Origin of the sequence: Serratia sp. CY44782, assembly GCF_052168715.1 — a bacterium.
Lineage (GTDB): Bacteria > Pseudomonadota > Gammaproteobacteria > Enterobacterales > Enterobacteriaceae > Serratia > Serratia nevei.
In genome coordinates this window covers 125,947-142,567 of sequence record NZ_JBJNME010000006.1, presented here as the reverse complement: position 1 = coordinate 142,567, position 16,621 = coordinate 125,947, and the positions used below count along the sequence as shown (strand labels likewise).

The following is a 16,621-nucleotide window of genomic DNA, read 5'->3' as shown; positions in this document are numbered from 1 at the left end:
AGAAACCCCGTATTTAATGGGGTTTGCAGGGGGTATGAGCACACATTTTTTTACCACCCCATTGCTGGACTAACGGGAGAGGATGATTATCATGTTACGCAGACTACAGATGCAGAGAGCGTTGTATGCAACATATTATTGAAGGTTTCCTCAGTTTCCAGAAAGAGATTTTCCCGCAGCGTAAGGAACTCTTTCGCAGCCTGGCCTCCAGCCAAAATCCTAAAGCGCTGTTTATCTCCTGTTCTGACAGCCGCCTGGTGCCCGAGCTGGTGACGCAGCAAGAGCCTGGGCAACTGTTCGTTATCCGCAACGCCGGTAACATCGTCCCTTCCTTTGGCCCGGAGCCGGGTGGGGTTTCTGCGACTATCGAATACGCGGTGGTGGCGCTGGGCGTGACAGATATCGTGATTTGTGGCCACTCGAACTGTGGCGCCATGAAGGCTATCGCGTCCTGCCAATGCCTCGACCCTATGCCTGCCGTTGCCCACTGGCTGCACTACGCGGATGCGGCCAAAGCGGTGGTCGAGAAGAAAACCTGGAATAGCGAAACAGACAAAGTTAACGCTATGGTGGAAGAGAACGTTATCGCCCAGCTAAATAATATCAAAACCCACCCTTCTGTGGCGGTGGGTCTGCGCAACAGCGGGCTGCGCCTGCACGGCTGGGTGTACGACATCGAAAGCGGCGAAATTCGTACGCTGGATAGAAACACCAAGAGCTTCGTGTCCCTGGCCGATAATCCCGACGTCTATTTTGAATAAAATAACGCCCGGTTTTAACCATTAAATAAAATCCACGCTGCCGCGTGGATTTTTATTGTCAGCCTTAAACCAAACGCGCCTCTATCGCCGCAGCGAAGTCGCGGCACATCCGTTCGTCACCGTCGGCGTTATCCGCCAATACCGTCTCGCCGTCCACCACCCGAATGTGCGCCTCCAAATCGAAATCCGCCGGCGGCTGCGGGCGCGCAGCGGCGGCGGCCATCGTCTGCTGCGCCTCGCGCCACGCCTGCGCCACCGTCTGGTTACAGGCCTGCGCCAGAGAGTCCGGGTTGAACCCTTCGCCGGTCAGGCTGCGCAGCGTGTCGTCATGGCTGACGCTGTTGCCCGGCAGCCAATAGTGTTGCGCCAGATCCGGGCCGATGGCCGGGTTGTCCGTCAGGTAACCGTCGCGCTGCAGGAAGAACTGGCGGGTTTGTTCCACCGCCATCATCGCCAGCAGATAGCCCTGGTAAGAGCAGGCGGACTCCAGCGACAGCAGATGCGGGATCGCCAGCGTCGGGCGCGGGCTGCCGCTGATACCGAGGATCTTTTGCTCGACCTCGCGCGCCAGCGCGGTGATGGCTTCCGGCGTGCGCTGCTCGTCATCCCACTGATACAGCGCCCACTCGAAGTACGGCACCAGCAGAATATGGCGTTCGTTGAACGCGCGCATCGGCTGGCGCGCCGCGATGCCGGCTTCGATCAGCGCGTCGGGCACCTCTTCGCCGGCGGCGTTTTTCGCATAGCGTTTCAACCAGTCGGCGTCGTCCAGCAGGCTGTCGCAGAACATCGACTGGGTTTCGGCATAGGCCATCGAGGTCGGCGGGAACTCCTGCGAGAAGCACGGCGCATTCTGGCGAATGTTGGCGAAATGCGCCGCGTGGCCGCCTTCGTGGAACAGGGTGTTGAGCCCGTAAGCGCCGCTGCCTACCTGCCCCGGCTGCGCCAGGCTGGTGAAGTTGATGCGCGCCGGCACCCATTCCCCCTGGCGCACAAACGGCGGCACCGGGCCGTGCATAAAGCCATTCTCATACTTGCCTTTGCGCACCAGCAGATCGAGGTTCATCTCGGCGCCGCCAAAGCCGATGTGCAGGCGTTTGAAGCTGTCGACCCAGCGTTCCAGCGAACGCGAAAACGGGAAGTAAGGATCCAGTTGGCGGGTGACGTCGCCGGCGCTGGCGAAGCGCACGTTCCACGGCTCCAGCGCCTGGCTGCCCTTGTCGGCCGCCAGCTGTTGCAGGCTGCGCGCGTTGGCCTCGCGGGTTTCCCGCTCGAAGCGATCCAGAATGGCGAACAGCTGCTCCGGCGTCATGCGCTCGGTTTTGTTCACCTTGTAGTCGAAATAGTTGCGATAGCCCATCTGGCGCGCAAAGCGGTTGCGCAGGCCAATCAGCTCCGGCAGGCCGTTATGCAGCAGCCATTGCTCCAGGTCGCGCAGCGCCTGCTGCGAGCTGCGGCGGTAGTCTTCGTTCGGGTTGGTCGCCTGGTTGGTCAACAGCTCGCCGAGCGAGGCCGCCACCCGCTGGCCGTCGGCGTTCAGGTGCGTGACCTGATAGCCCTTGCGGCGCGAGTAGAGATCGGATTCGGCATGGATGATCTGATCCAACAACGCCTGCGCCTGCGGATCTTCAATGGCGTTACAGTCGAAGAAACGCAGCCAGCCTTGCAGGCCGTGGATCAGCGCATCGCGCTGCGCCTCCTGCGGCAGCGTTTCCAATCCGGCCAGCAGAGTGCGGATCTCCGCCAACCGGCGCGGTTCGGCGATAAAGCGCTTATAGGCGCTTTCCGCGGCGGAAAAGCGCGCCGACACGTCTTCACCGCCGGTGCCCATGTAGTTTTGCCAGAACAGCTCTTCTTTGGCGCGGTGTACGTCGAGGTAATCCTGGTTCAATTGATTGAAGTAATCGAGAGCCTGTTGCATAACCGTCCTTCTCAGCCGATGAGGAAATATCCCAGTATAGTCGCGCTCAGGCCTGATGCAGGCGCTGCAGCCCCTGTTCCAGCGTCTCGCTCTCGCCGGCGGCCACCAGGCAACAGGCGATCTGCCGCTGGATGGCCTGCGGGATCGCCACCTCGCCCGCCAGGCAGCGCTCGGTCCAGCGCGCGGTGGTTTCCGCGTCTTTCGCCGCCGGCAACGTCGGCGTTTCATCCTGCAAGGTGCGCTCCAGCAACACGCGCTGTTCGCCGCCGGCAATATAATGAATCTGCGGGCAGCGCAACGGGTTGGCGTAGGCTTCGCCTTCGGTGCCGTGCATCAACAGCCCGCGGGCGCCGATCTGGCGGAAAAACGACGCCACCCGGCCGACATACTCCGGGTGTGAGACGCTGGCGAGGCGCAGCGCATCCTGTTCGCCGAACGGCGTCGCCAGCTTGGCCAGCGTATGGGCGCTGTTGCGCACCCCCATGCGCCAACGCAACCCGAGCTGCCGCGCCAGCGGCGCCGACAGCGTGGAAACCGGCATGAATACCGCCTCGCCGTTATCGAGACGCTGCTGGGCGTGAACGGCCTGTTCCGACCACGGTAGCCCCAGGGCGCGGAAAATCTCGGCGCTGGTCACGCGGGTACTGTCGTCCAGCACGCCGTGCACCACCACCGGCAGGCCCACTTTCGCGAGCAGCAGCGCCAGCAGCGGCGTCAGGTTGGCCAGCTTGCGCGCGCCGTTGTAGCTCGGCAGCACCACCGGCAGCGGCCGCCCCTGCGGCGCCTGCAGCGGCAACACCTGCTGCTGCATCGCCTGGTAGAAGCCCAGCATCTCCTCTTCGGCCTCACCCTTAATGCGCAGCGCGATCAGAATGCCGCCCAGCTCCAACTCGGGGACCGCCCCGGCCAGCATCGCCTGATACAGCTCAAAAGCGGTCTGCCGGTCCAGGTCGCGCGCATGATTTTTGCCGCGGCCTATTTCTTTGATAGTTTTGGTGTAATCCATCCGAAGGTTCCCCTTGCTCACTCTTCGGTTAGCATACCCTATCCGCGCCGCCGCTCAACCTCTGCCGCCAGCCGCCGCTGCGTTTCATCGCCATCGCGCAGCCCGGCGATCACCCCGTCGGCATCGTCGGCGCTGCGGTTTTGGCTCATCTTCCATTTGCCTTCGCGCCGGGTGACGGCGATCTCGATACCGACAATGCCTTTTAGCTGCGCGGCGATGTAATTGGCCGGCGCGTCGTCGAGCTGCCAGGGTGCCGGGCGGCGCCCTTCCTGTTGCGCCGTCAGGTCGATCAGCTGGCGGCGCAGCCAGGCCGGGTCGTCCATCACCGTCGGCACGCCATACAGCTGCACCATGCTGTAATTCCAGGTCGGCACCACTTTGCCGGTCTGGCGCTTGCTTGGATACCAGCCGGGCGACACATAACCTTCCAAACCCTGAAAAATCACCAGGCATTCCGCCGCGTTCTGCAGCCTGCGCCAGTGCTCGTTGGCGCGCGACAGGTGCGCCCGCAGCCGGATCTGCCCCTGTTCGACATCGGCCAGAAACGGCAGCGGATCGGCCGTCAATCCCTGCTCGCCGTGGCTGACCAATAGCCCCAACGGATGGGCGCGCACCAGCGCCAGTTGGGCATCCAGATCGTCTTCGCGAAATGCGGCGGGTTGAAACATCAGTGTGGCTCCTTACGCTCTCTCATGATGACGACAGTAAAGCACCCGCTGGCGGCCTACTTAAGATCCGCTTTCTGACTATTTCGAGTGATCCGGTTTAACAAGATCAGGGCAATGCCCATCGCCAACAGATTAAATACCATGGCGCCGGCAAAGGCCTGCGCATAGCGTTCCGCCGCGCCGCCGCTCGCCAACAGTGGCACGAAGCCGACGCCGCTGACCACGATGCCCAGCGCACCTCCCACCTGCTGCACGGTTGCAACCAGGCCCGCCGCCATGCCCGCCTGCCGCTCCTGCGCCAAACCGAGCACCAGATTCAGCAGCGGCGTCATGCTCAGCGCCTGGCCGAATCCCAGCACCACCAACCCCGGCAGCAACCGCAGCGGATGCGCCAGTGCCGCGCCCCACAGCGCCTGAGCCATCAACAGCGCCAACCCGGCGGCGTAAATCGCCACGCCCACGCTCAGTACGCCGTTGCCCCAACGCAGCGCCAGCCGGGGCGCGAGCATCGACGCCAGCATAAAGGCCGCGCTGGCCGGGGCGAACAGGCTGCCCGCCTGAAAAGGCGTAAGCCCCGCCCCCGCCTGCAGCAGCAGCGCGAAGCACAAGAAAAACGAGGAGGCGGTGGCATAAATCGCCAACACCACCGCCATGCCCGGCGCGAAGCCTGCCTGGCGTAACAGCGCCGGATCGAGCACTGCATCGCCGCCGCGCCGCGCCAGACGGCGCTCCCAACGCAGGAAGCTCCACAGCGTCACCATCGCCAACGCCAGCATCGGCGCTATCCACCACGGCCAGCCGCGCGCCGGCCCTTCCAGCAGCGGCAGCAGCAACAGCGACAGGCCGATCGCCGCCAGCCACAGACCAACGCCGTCCAACCGCTGCGCCTGCGCCACCCGCGATTCGGGAATACGCCGCGCCGCCCACAGCGCTAGCGCGCCGATCGGCAAATTGATCAAAAAGATCATGCGCCAGCCGCTGCCGAACAGGTTGGCCTCGATGATAAATCCGCCGAGGATCTGGCCAAAGATCGCCGCCAGCCCCAGCGTCATGCCCAGCCAGGCGAAGGCGCGCCGCCGCTGTTGCGGCGCGTACAGCACCCGCATTAAGGCATAGATTTGCGGGAACAGCAGCGCCGCCGCCGCCCCCTGCAGGATACGCGCCGCGATCAGCAGGTTGAGCGATCCCGCCAGCCCGCACAGCAGAGAGCTCAGCGTAAATCCCAACATGCCGAGGCTGAACAGACGCCGGCGCCCGAAGCGATCCCCCAGGCGCCCACCGGCGATCAGCAGCACCCCGAACGCCAGCTCATAGCCGGCGACGATCAAACCGACACCGGCGAAATCGGCGGCGAACTGCCGCTGGATCACCGGCGCCGCCACATTGACCACAAACAGATCGAACACCGTGACGAAGCCGCCCAACAGCAGTACCGGCAGGCCGGGCAATGCCCGCCGTTCACGAGATAATGAATGTTCCATTCCACCTCCAGCGATTATGATGGCCGCAGTATGGAACAGGGTTTAAACTGTTACTATATAGCCAGTTATACTATTACTAACAGCAACAGGACGGCCGCTATGCCCCCACGCACCCTCGAGCGCACCCGCCACGAACTGGCGGATTTTCTACGTCAAAAGCGAGAACAGCTGTCGCCGGAGGCGGTCGGTTTGCCGAGCGGCAGCCGCCGCCGCACGCCGGGATTGCGGCGCGAGGAGGTCGCGGCGCTGGCCGGCGTCGGCCTCACCTGGTACACCTGGCTGGAACAAGGCAGGGAAATCAATGCGTCAGTGGCATTTTTGGAAAACCTGGCGCGGGTGCTGCAGCTCGACGCCGCCGGCCGCTACCACCTGTTTTTATTGGCGCATCAGCGGCCGCCGGTGCCGGTCGGCCATCAGTGGTGCCAGGTCTCGCCGCTGGTACGGCGGCTGCTGGACGACCTGCCGCTGCGGCCGGCCTACGTCATGAACCTGAGTTGGGATATCATCGCCTGGAACCCGGCGGCACAGCGGCTGTTCGCCATCGGCGAACGCCCGGCGGAAGAGCGCAACATGTTGTGGATGCTGTTTGCCGATCCGCAGCTCAATGAACGCCTGTTGGAGTGGGAGGCGCAGGCACCGCAAATCCTGGCCAGCTTCCGCCGCGACTATGCCCGCGCGCCGGAGGATGAGGTAATGCGCCAACGGGTACAGGCGCTGGAGCGGGTATCGCCGCCGTTCCGCCGGCTCTGGCGGCAGCACGATATCCACGGGCGCTGCCAGGGGCGGCGCAGCTTCACCCTCCCGGAAATCGGTCCGGTCACCTTTGACCACGCGTCTTTCATCGTCGACGAAGAGAATCACCTGCGGCTGGTGATGTACAGCGCGCTGCCGGACGAACCGGCCAGCGCGGCGTTTGAAGCGCTGCTGCGCGAGGGTTAGCGGCGGCTGTCGAAAATGAGTTTGCAGGCCAGCCCGGCGAACACCCCGCTCAGCAGGTAGTTCGGCCAGCGGGCGCTGAAACGGCGGCCGGCGAAGCGGCTTTTCATGCCGCTGACCGCCAGGATCACCCCACCGTTAATCAGCAACCCCACCAGATTCAGCACCGTCGCCAGCGCCAGCATCTGCACCACCACCGAGCCTGAACGCGGATCGATAAACTGCGGGAACAGCGCCAGTACGAACAGCGCCATTTTCGGGTTGAGGATGTTGGTGAACAGCCCCTGGCGGAAGATGCGCGCCGTCGGCACCGCCTGCAACCCGGCGGAAGCCTGCAAACTGCTGCCTGATCGCAGCGTTTTCCACGCCAGGTAGAGAAGATAGGCGGCGCCCAGCATTCTTACCGCGTCGTAAGCCAGCGGCACGGCGACGAACAGTTGCGACAACCCCAGCGCCGCCGCTAACGCGTGGCAGTAAGTGCCGAGCTGAATGCCCGCCAGCGAAGCGAAACCGGCGCGCCGCCCCTGGCTGACGCTGCGCGAAGCGATCAACAGCATATCCGGGCCGGGGGTCAGCGCCAGCGCCACGCAGGCACCGGAAAACAACAACAGCGTTGCGGCATCAATCATGAATCACCTGATAAGAAGATGGACGGGAATGGAGCGTCCATCATAGCGACGCCGACGTGGCTTGTCAGCGTCACTCGCGTCAGATCACCCACAGATCGAGATACTCGTTGACCGGCATCTGCGCCAGCCGCTGCCGGTCCAGCGACACCTCGAGAATGCGCTGCTGCTGCAGCGCCGGGAACTGGCGCGCCAGGTTGGTTTTGAACTTCTCGATCAGCAGTGGGATGCCCTCTTCGCGCCGCCGTGCATGTCCGATAGGATACTCCACCGCCACCTCATCCAGGCGGCTGCCATCGGCGAACTCCACCGTCAGCGCATTGGCGATCGAGCGTTTTTCCGGATCGTGATAATCGCGGGTGAAGGCGGGATCTTCATGGCAGCGAATCTTGCCACGCAACGCGTCGATGCGCGGATCCTCGGCCACCCGATCCTCATAATCCGCCGCCGTCAGCCGGCCGAACAGCAGCGGGATCGCCACCATATACTGAATGCAGTGATCGCGATCCGCCGGGTTATCCAGCGGCCCCTGTTTGTCGATAATGCGCAGGCAGGCCTCGTGGGTGCGGATGCTCACCCTGGCGATGTCGGCGGCGGTTTTACCGGCGGCCTGCATCTGGCGGTGCAGCGTCATGGCCGCCTCCACGGCGGTCTGAGCATGAAACTCCGCCGGGAACGAAATTTTAAACAGCACGTTCTCCATCACGTACGCGCCGTACGGCCGCTGGAAGCGGAAAGGCTTGCCGTTGAAAGAGACCTCGTAGAACCCCCAGGTCGGCGCCGTCAGCGCCGAGGGGTAGCCCATCTCGCCGGTGGCGGCCATCAGCGCCAGCCGCACCGCGCGGGCGGTCGCATCCCCCGCCGCCCAGGATTTGCGGGTGCCGGCGTTCGGCGCGTGGCGATAGGTACGCAGCGACTGCCCGTCCACCCACGCCAGCGACACCGCGTTCAGGATCTCCGTCCGGCTCAGGCCAAGCAGCTGCGCCACCACCGCGGTGGACGCCACCTTCACCAGCAGCACGTGATCCAACCCCACCCGGTTGAAGGCGTTTTCCAGCGCCAGACACCCCTGGATCTCATGCGCCTTGATCATGGCGATCAACACCTGCCGCATGGTCAGCGGCGCCTTGCCCGCCGCCACCGCCTGGCGCGAGAGCCAGTCGGCCACCGCCAGGATCCCGCCCAGGTTGTCCGACGGATGCCCCCACTCCGCCGCCAGCCAGGTGTCGTTGAAGTCGAGCCAGCGGATCATGGCGCCAATATTGAACGCCGCCTGCACCGGATCCAGCTGGAAGCGGGTGCCCGGCACCCGGCTGCCGTTCAGCACCTCGGCGCCCGGCACCACCGGCCCCATCAGTTTCTTGCAGGCCGGATAGCTCAGCGCCTCCAGCCCGCAGCCGAGGGTATCGAGCAGGCAATAATGGGCGGTGCGGTACGCCGCCGGGGTATCGACGGCCTCTTTCATCACATAATCGACGATATCGACCATTTCGCGATCGAACGGCGGACGGCGGGTATTGGCAGACTCAAGCATCATGATTCCCAAAGGCTCCATAGTGAATAACGATCGGCGCTCAGCGCTGATCCAGCGGTACGAACGCCCGCGCTTCCGGCCCGGTATAGTTGGCGGACGGGCGAATGATTTTGTTGTCCTGCCGTTGCTCGATGATGTGCGCCGACCAACCGCTCACCCGCGCCATGACAAACAGCGGCGTGAACATTTCGGTGGGCACCCCCAGCTGGTGATAAGACACCGCCGAGAACCAGTCGAGGTTGGGGAACATCTTTTTGGTGTCGCGCATCACGCTTTCCAGCCGATCGGCGATGTCATACAGCTTCATCGCCCCCGCTTCCTGCGACAGGCGCAGCGCGATCTCTTTGATCACCTGATGGCGCGGATCGGAGACGGTGTACACCGGGTGCCCGAAGCCGATCACCACCTCTTTGTTGTCGATGCGGCGGCGAATGTCGGCTTCCGCTTCGTCCGGTGTTTCATAGCGTTGCTGGATCTCCAGCGACACCTCGTTGGCGCCGCCGTGTTTCGGCCCGCGCAGCGCGCCAATGGCGCCGACGATCGCCGAATAGACGTCGGATCCGGTGCCGGCGATCACCCGGCCGGCGAAGGTCGAGGCGTTGAACTCATGCTCGGCGTACAGGATCAAGGAAGCGTGCATCGCCTGTTCCCAGCTGGCGGAAGGCGCTTCGCCGTGCAGCAGGTGCAGGAAGTGGCCGCCGATGGAATCGTCGTCGGTCTCCGGCTGAATGCGCTCGCCGATGGAATCGTCGTCGGTCTCCGGCTGAATGCGCTCGCCGTTGTGGCTGTAGTGATACCAATACAGCAGCATCGATCCCAGCGAGGCCAGCAGCCGGTCGGCGATGTCGCGCGCGCCGGCCGCGCCGTGCTGCTCTTTTTCCGGCAGCGTGCAGCCTAGGGCCGAGACGCCGGTGCGCATCACGTCCATCGGGTGAGACGCCGCAGGCAATGCCTCAAGCACCGTTCGCACGCTGGCGGGCAGGCCGCGCAGCGCTTTGAGACGGTGTTTGTAGGCCTGCAGCTCATCGCGGTTGGGCAATTTGCCGTGGATCAGCAGGTGGGCAACCTCTTCAAACTCGCAGTGGCGCGCGAGATCGAGAATGTCGTAACCACGGTAGTGCAGATCGTTGCCGCTGCGCCCTACGGAGCACAGCGCGGTATTCCCGGCGGGCACGCCGGATAACGCCACGGATTTTTTCGGCTTATCGCCAGTCGGGCTTTGCGGGGGGATCGCTTGGCTCATACTGTCCTCGTTTGGCTTCTGCGTGAATGGCGCTTATTCGTCGCGCTGGCGAGCGAACAGGGCGTCGAGTTTCTCTTCGAACAAATAGTAGTTGATGCTTTCGTACAGCTCGTTGCGGGTCTGCATGCTGTCGATGACGCTTTTCTGCGTGCCCTCTTCGCGCAGGGCACGGTATACCCGCTCCGCCGCGCGGTTCATCGCCCGGAAGGCCGACAGCGGATACAGCGCCATATCCACCTGGGCGCTGCGCAACTCGTCGGTGGTAAACAGCGGCGTCGCGCCGAACTCGGTGATATTGGCCAGGATCGGCACCTGCGTCGCTTCGGCGAAGCGGCGGTACATGCCCAGTTCGGTGATCGCTTCCGGGAACAGCATGTCGGCCCCGGCCGCCACGTAAGCCTGAGCGCGCTCGATGGCCGCCTCCAGCCCCTCCACCGCCAGCGCGTCGGTGCGCGCCATGATCACGAAGTCCGGATCGCTGCGCGCATCCACCGCCGCCTTGATGCGATCCACCATCTCTTCGGTGGAGACGATGGCCTTATTGGGGCGATGGCCGCAGCGCTTGGCGCCGACCTGATCTTCGATATGCAGCGCCGCCGCCCCGGCCTTGCTCACCGAGCGCACCGTGCGGGCGACGTTGAACGCCGAAGCGCCGAAACCGCTGTCCACATCCACCAGCAGCGGCAGCGGGCAAACGTCGGTGATGCGGCGAATGTCGGTCAGCACATCGTCCAGGGTCGAAATGCCCAGATCTGGCAGCCCCAACGAACCGGCCGCCACGCCGCCGCCGGAAAGGTAGATGGCCTGGAATCCGGCCCGATGGGCCAGTAGCGCATGGTTGGCGTTGATCGCGCCGGCGATTTGCAGGGGTTTTTCTTTACTCAGGGCCTGACGAAAGGCGAGCCCGGGTGAGCGCAGCGTCATGACGTTTTCTCCGATTAGCCAGATGAAACAGACAGAGCAAGGGGCGGGCCAGGTTGTACTTCGGTGAGGGGAAAAATTAAACGCGATAAAAATAAGTGAGTTACAACACCTTCAGCGCCATTAGCCTGGCAAAGGGGTAAAAAACGTTTCAGTTAACGTTTCAATAGTTGTTTCACGCAGTAAATTTGAAACATCACTGAAACCGGGCTACACCTAATGCAGCCACTTCCATTCGGTAACCCACCATGAGCGATCACGTCACGCCGGACAAACCGGTGATCTGGACCGTCTCCATCACCCGCCTGTTCGATCTGTTCCGGGACATCAGCCTAGAGTTCGACCATCTGGCAACCATCATCCCGATCCGCCTCGGCTTTGAGGAGGCGGTGCAGCACATCCGCGCCCGCCTGGCGACCGAGCCTTGCGACGCCATCATCGCCGCCGGCTCCAACGGCGCCTACCTGAAAAGCCGCCTGTCGGTGCCGGTCATTTTGGTCAAGCCCGGCGGTTTCGATCTGCTGCAGGCGCTGAGCAAGGCGCGCAGAACCGCCGATCGGATCGGCGTCATCACCTATAAGACCCCTCTGCCCGCGCTAATGGAGTTCCAGCAAACCTTCGATCTGCCGCTGGAGCAGCGCAGCTACGTCACCGAAGAGGATGCGCGCGGCCAGATCGCCGAGCTGAAAGCCGCCGGCATTCAGGCCGTGGTCGGCGCCGGCCTCATCAGCGATCTGGCGGAAGAGGCCGGGCTCACCGCCATTTTTCTCTATTCCGCCGCCACCCTGCGCGCCGCCTTCAGCGATGCGCTGGACGTGACGCGCCTGATGCGGGGCGGCGGCAAACGCGGCGGCGATTACGCCGCGCGCAATACCCTGCAGCCGCGCTACGGGCTGGGCGATTTGCAGGGCAAGTCCCCGCAGATGGAGCAAACGCGGCGCACCATCATGCTGTACGCCCGCTCGCCGGCGGCGGTATTAATTGAAGGAGAAACCGGCACCGGCAAGGAGCTGGCGGCGCAGGCGATCCACCGGGAATACTTTTCCCGGCGCGGCGCACCGGCCAGGGGCGCGACGCCGCCGTTCGTCGCCATTAACTGCGGCGCCATCGCCGAATCGCTGCTGGAGGCGGAGCTGTTCGGCTATGAGGAAGGCGCCTTTACCGGCTCACGGCGCGGCGGCCGACGGGGGCTGCTGGAAACCGCCAACGGCGGCACCCTGTTTCTGGATGAGATCGGCGAAATGCCGCTGCACCTGCAAACCCGGCTGCTGCGCGCGCTGGAAGAGAAGGCCGTCACCCGGGTCGGCGGGCAGCAGCCAGTGGCGGTCGACTTTCGCGTCATCAGCGCCACCCACAACCACCTGGAGCAGGCGATTCAACGGGGCGACTTTCGCGCCGATCTGTTCTACCGCCTGAGCGCCCTGCGGCTGCAGCTGCCGCCGCTGCGGGCGCGCGGCGACGATATCGCGATGCTGGCGGAACACTTTCTGAAACGGTCACTGGCGGCGCTCGACGTACCGCTGACGGAGCCGCTGCGCGCCGCCATGGCCGGCTGTTACGCCGCGCTGAGTCATTACGCCTGGCCCGGCAACCTGCGCGAACTGCGCAACATGATGGAGCGGGTGGCGCTGATGCTGAGCACCGGCGCCGCGCCGAGCGGCGAGACGCTGCGCTGGCTGCTGCCGGAGCTGGCGGCGGCCACGCCGCCCGAGACGCCGCCAGCGCCCGTCTCCGCCCACGAAGCGCTGGCGCGATGTGGGGGCGACCACGCCGCCGCCGCCCGGTTGCTCGGGATCAGCCGCACCACCTTATGGCGCCGGCTGAAAAAAACGAACTGAGCATCAGCCGGCGCGCCGGCCGTCCGAGGCCGGCAGCAGCCGCGCTCGCCGCTCGCCCAGCAGGTTCATGCCCGCCGCCGCCAGCAGAATGATCGCCGCGCCCAGCAGCTGCCACGCCGACAGGCGGTGGCCAAACGCCAGGCGATCCACCAGCATGGCGGCGACCGGGTAGATGAACGACAGTGAGCCGATCAGGTTGGTCGGCAGCTTCTGCAGGGCGCCGTACATCAACACATACATCAGGCCGGTGTGCAGCACGCCGAGCGTCGCCAGCATTCCCCACTGCCCAACGCTGGCCGAAACGTGGAAATCCACCAGCGGCAACAGCATCACCGCCCCCACCGCCACCTGGATCAGCGCAATAAGATGCGGCGGCGTGCCCTTCAGCCGCTTGGCCGCCAGCGCCATCAGGGCGTAGAAAAACGCCGCCCCGAGCGCCAGCGCGATGCCCGCCAAATAATGACTCTGTTCCCCCGCCTGCCGCGGCTGCGCCAGCACCACCAGCATCATGCCGCCGAACGCCAGCCCCAGCCACAGCAGCTTGCGGGCGGTCAGCCGTTCCCCCAGAAACAGGGCCCCCAGCCCCACCAGTATAAACGGCTGGGTGTTGTACACCGCCGTGGCGATGGAGATAGAGGCATAGGAATAGGCGGCAAACAGCAGCAGCCAGTTGATCACCAGCGCGACGCCGCCGGCGATCGCCAGCAGCAGCGTGGCGCGCGTCAGCGCATCGCGCCGCAGCTGCCCCAGCGCGCCGCACACCGCCAGCAGCACCAGCGCCCCCACCGCGCAGCGCCAAAACACCACGTTGACCACCGGCTGGCCGGACATCAGCACAAACCAGCCGATGGAGCCGGAAATCAGCATCGCCGCCGTCATCTCCAGCGAGCCGCGTTTTATCTCTGCATTCATTCTGCGTTCCTCCAAACTTGCTCAGAGGTATAGCTTGCGGCTTCACGGGGCGGCTTTCCATGGCATAAAAAAGGCAGATATGCTTAACTGCCTTTTTCTCGTAGCTATAATAAAGAAAATACCTAACGGAGGCGTTATGGATGATATCGATCGCCAGATCCTGACTCTTTTGGCGCAGGACGCACGCGCGTCGTTGAAGACGCTGAGCGCGCAGGTGGGGCTGTCATCGCCGAGCACGTCGGAAAGGCTGCGGCGGCTGGAGGAAAGCGGCGTGATCCAGGGCTATACCCTGAACGTCAATCTGCAGGCGGTGGGCTACGCCTTCGAGTCACTGGTGCGTATCAAGCCGCTGCCGGGCATGCTGAAGAAGGTTGAACAGCTGATTCAGGCGATCCCGGAAGTGGTCGAGTGCGATAAGGTGACCGGCGAAGACTGCTTTATCGTGCGGCTGGTGGCGCACTCGATGGAACAGCTCGACCACACCCTCGATCGGCTGGCCGAGCATGCGCAGAGCAACACCTCGATCGTGAAAACCACGCCGGTCAAACGCCGCCTGCCGCCGCTGCTCTGATTAACGCCGCCGCTTGCGGGCAAACGGGTTGCCGCGCTTCTTCTCTTTTTTGGCCGCGTCGGCGGCGGATTTCAGCGCCGCCAGATGTGCCTTGTCGGCCTCCGGCACCGCGCGCTGTTCGATCGGGAACACTGGCAGCGACGCCAACAGCCGCGAACCGTAGTTTTTGGTCAACAGCCGGCGATCGTAGATCACGATCTCGCCGTAGCATTGGTTGCTGCGGATCAGGCGGCCGACCTGCTGGATCAGGTTGAACGAGGCGCTCGGCAGGCTCTGCACTTCGAACGGATAGCGCTTCAGCGATTTCAGCCACTCGCCTTCGGTAATGATCACCGGGCTGTCGATCGGCGGGAACGCAATTTTGTGAATGTGTACCTGGGTCAGCAGCTCGCCTTTCAGATCCAACCCTTCGGCGAACGATTGCAGCCCCACCAGCACGCTGGCGACGCCCTTCTCCACCCGCTTGCGGTGCTCTTCCACCAGCCGGTAGCGCGGCTGGTCGCCCTGCACCAGCAGCATCAGCCGCAGATCGGTCACGTAGCTGAGGAAAGTCTGCATCGCCCGGTGGCTGCTGAACAGGATCAGCATGCCTTTGTGTTTGCCACTCGCCTGCTCGGCGCGGAAACATCGCGCCATCTCCTCAAGGTGCTCCGCCTCATTGGCGAGCGCCGGTTCATAGCGCATCTGCGGAATGACAATCTTGCCCTGTTCGACATGATTGAACGGCGAAGAGAGCGTTTCGAAACGATCGCCGGCCTTCTCGCTCAACCCGCTCATCTCCTGCAAACGCGCGAAGCTGTTCAGCGAACGCAGCGTGGCCGAGGTGACCACCGCGTGCGGCACCTTGCGCCACAGCAGCTTCTCCAGCTGGTCGCTGACGCGGATGCCGACGCAGTGCAGGTAAAGATGAGTGACATTATCGCGCAGCTCGCGCGTGACCCATTTGGAGATCGGCGCGTTGGACGATTTGTCGAGCGCCGCCAGCCGCCACAGCTTGCTCATCGCCTCCAGATAACCCAGCGTGCGGCTCATCTGAATGATCGACCGGTGCAGGCGCACGATGTCGTGCTTGCCGGTCTGCTCGGTGAGATCGTTAAGCACGAACTCCGCCAGCCCGCGCAGTGCATCGGTCAGTTTGAACAGCCGCGCGCAGCTCTCCACCATCTCCGCCGGCAACTCACCCATCTCGAAACGGTGCTCGGCCGCCACGCTGTCGCCGGGCAGATAGGCGCTGACCTGATGCTCGAAGATCTGCACCAGCTCGCGCAGCTCCTCGCAATGGTTCTTCAGCCGCTCGCTGTTGGCCAGCCCCGGCGGATTCTTCGGCCGGTACTGCGTCATGCACTGCTCAACCTGGCGCACGATCATGTCCAGCTGCAGGTTGGTCGACAGCGCGGTGATTTCCCCGTCGATTTCCAGTGCATCGCGCGCCACCTCCGGCAAATGGTGGCCTTCGTCCAGCACCAGCAGCAACTCTTTCGGGTTCGGCAGCACCGATTCCGTCTCCAGCGCTGCCATCACCAGGGCGTGGTTGGCTACCACCACGTCGGCGCTCTCGATCTCTTTGCGGGCGATATAGAACGGACATTCGCGAATATAGTGGCAGTTGCGACCCAGGCAGTTGGCCTTGTCGGTGCTCAGCTTGGCCCACAGCGGATCGTCGATGCTCTGTTGATAGTGATCGCGCAGCCCGTCCCACTCGAAGCGGGCCAGTGCCTTGGTCAGCTTCTGGCACAGCGCCTGCTCTTCGCCGCTGGACGGCGCCAGCTCGTCGTCGAGGAACAGCGTCAGATCGCCCTGTTGGCTGACGTCGGTGCTCATCGCCGCCAGGTTGCGCGGGCACACGTAGCGCCCACGGCCAAAGGCGCCGGTAAATTTCAGATCGGGGATAATCTTCTTCAGCAGCGGCAAATCCTTGCTGTAGATCTGATCCTGCAGCGCCACGTTGGCGGTGCTGACCACCAGCGGTTTGCTCTCCGCCCGCCCGACGGCGATGCCCGGGATCAGGTAAGACAGCGTTTTACCGACGCCGGTCGGCGCCTCGATCGCCAGATGGCGCGGGTAGTCACCGGCCAGCGTCTTCGCCACCTCGGCGATCATCTGGCGCTGGGGCGCGCGGGAAATAAAATCCGGTATTTGCTGCTGCAGGGCTTTGTACCACTGGCCAATCTGATCTTTAACTGCGGAGGAGAGCGCCATTCAA

Annotated in this window: 14 protein-coding genes; 4 read left to right on the top strand and 10 right to left on the bottom strand. The window is 63.9% G+C overall.

The genetic code is table 11. The annotated features are described in order from the left end of the window. Window positions 1–125: 125 nt before the first annotated feature. Window positions 126–761, top strand: coding sequence for a carbonic anhydrase (locus ACJ8HT_RS13030; protein WP_004939270.1), 636 nt, complete (start codon window positions 126–128; stop codon window positions 759–761). A gap of 64 nt (window positions 762–825) precedes the next feature. Here the strand turns inward: ACJ8HT_RS13030 and ACJ8HT_RS13025 are convergent, their stop codons facing one another. The 4 genes from ACJ8HT_RS13025 to ACJ8HT_RS13010 are packed head-to-tail and all read right to left on the bottom strand — an operon-like array spanning window position 826 to window position 5,837. After that, window positions 826–2,682: a M3 family metallopeptidase gene (locus tag ACJ8HT_RS13025; RefSeq protein WP_197652158.1), complete on the bottom strand. Its 1,857-nt coding sequence runs from the start codon at window positions 2,680–2,682 to the stop codon at window positions 826–828. A gap of 46 nt (window positions 2,683–2,728) precedes the next feature. Further along, entirely contained in the window at window positions 2,729–3,688 is a 960-nt protein-coding gene (ybiB, locus tag ACJ8HT_RS13020; RefSeq protein ID WP_197652159.1) for a DNA-binding protein YbiB, read from the bottom strand. A gap of 38 nt (window positions 3,689–3,726) precedes the next feature. Beyond that, window positions 3,727–4,356, bottom strand: a complete 630-nt coding sequence (locus ACJ8HT_RS13015; RefSeq protein WP_197652160.1) for an FMN-binding negative transcriptional regulator — start codon at window positions 4,354–4,356, stop codon at window positions 3,727–3,729. Window positions 4,357–4,412: 56 nt separating this feature from the next. After that, a complete protein-coding gene (locus tag ACJ8HT_RS13010) occupies window positions 4,413–5,837 on the bottom strand; it encodes an MFS transporter (protein ID WP_197652161.1) in 1,425 nt (474 codons plus the stop codon). 99 nt (window positions 5,838–5,936) lie between these two features. On the opposite strand from ACJ8HT_RS13010, the gene ACJ8HT_RS13005 reads away from it, so the two are divergent. Further along, window positions 5,937–6,776 carry a helix-turn-helix transcriptional regulator gene (locus ACJ8HT_RS13005; protein WP_197652162.1) on the top strand — a complete coding sequence of 280 codons (840 nt, stop codon included), beginning with the start codon at window positions 5,937–5,939 and terminating at the stop codon, window positions 6,774–6,776. Here ACJ8HT_RS13005 and ACJ8HT_RS13000 read toward each other — a convergent pair. The 4 genes from ACJ8HT_RS13000 to prpB all read right to left on the bottom strand — a co-directional run bounded on the left by ACJ8HT_RS13000 (window position 6,773) and on the right by prpB (window position 11,100). Continuing rightward, window positions 6,773–7,402 (bottom strand): LysE family translocator, encoded by a 630-nt coding sequence (locus ACJ8HT_RS13000; RefSeq protein WP_048321374.1) that lies wholly within the window; start codon window positions 7,400–7,402, stop codon window positions 6,773–6,775. The genes ACJ8HT_RS13005 and ACJ8HT_RS13000 overlap by 4 nt on opposite strands. Window positions 7,403–7,481: 79 nt before the next feature. After that, on the bottom strand, window positions 7,482–8,933 hold the full coding sequence (locus ACJ8HT_RS12995) for a bifunctional 2-methylcitrate dehydratase/aconitate hydratase (protein ID WP_194571311.1): 1,452 nt from the start codon (window positions 8,931–8,933) through the stop codon (window positions 7,482–7,484). Between the two features lie 40 nt (window positions 8,934–8,973). Next, complete coding sequence (gene prpC / locus ACJ8HT_RS12990) at window positions 8,974–10,176, bottom strand: 2-methylcitrate synthase (RefSeq protein WP_197652163.1); 1,203 nt, start codon at window positions 10,174–10,176, stop codon at window positions 8,974–8,976. 33 nt (window positions 10,177–10,209) lie between these two features. Then, on the bottom strand, window positions 10,210–11,100 hold the full coding sequence (gene prpB, locus ACJ8HT_RS12985; RefSeq protein ID WP_194571305.1) for a methylisocitrate lyase: 891 nt from the start codon (window positions 11,098–11,100) through the stop codon (window positions 10,210–10,212). Window positions 11,101–11,345: 245 nt separating this feature from the next. Between prpB and prpR the strand changes: the two genes are divergently transcribed. Then, on the top strand, window positions 11,346–12,935 hold the full coding sequence (gene prpR, locus ACJ8HT_RS12980) for a propionate catabolism operon regulatory protein PrpR (RefSeq protein WP_197652164.1): 1,590 nt from the start codon (window positions 11,346–11,348) through the stop codon (window positions 12,933–12,935). A gap of 3 nt (window positions 12,936–12,938) precedes the next feature. On the opposite strand, the gene ACJ8HT_RS12975 is transcribed toward prpR, so the two are convergent. Continuing rightward, window positions 12,939–13,847: a DMT family transporter gene (locus tag ACJ8HT_RS12975; protein ID WP_060421219.1), complete on the bottom strand. Its 909-nt coding sequence runs from the start codon at window positions 13,845–13,847 to the stop codon at window positions 12,939–12,941. 136 nt (window positions 13,848–13,983) lie between these two features. Between ACJ8HT_RS12975 and ACJ8HT_RS12970 the strand changes: the two genes are divergently transcribed. Beyond that, entirely contained in the window at window positions 13,984–14,418 is a 435-nt protein-coding gene (locus ACJ8HT_RS12970; RefSeq protein ID WP_038880548.1) for an Lrp/AsnC family transcriptional regulator, read from the top strand. On the opposite strand, the gene dinG is transcribed toward ACJ8HT_RS12970, so the two are convergent. Beyond that, a complete protein-coding gene (dinG, locus tag ACJ8HT_RS12965; RefSeq protein WP_197652165.1) occupies window positions 14,419–16,617 on the bottom strand; it encodes an ATP-dependent DNA helicase DinG in 2,199 nt (732 codons plus the stop codon). It abuts the gene before it with no gap. Window positions 16,618–16,621: the final 4 nt, after the last annotated feature.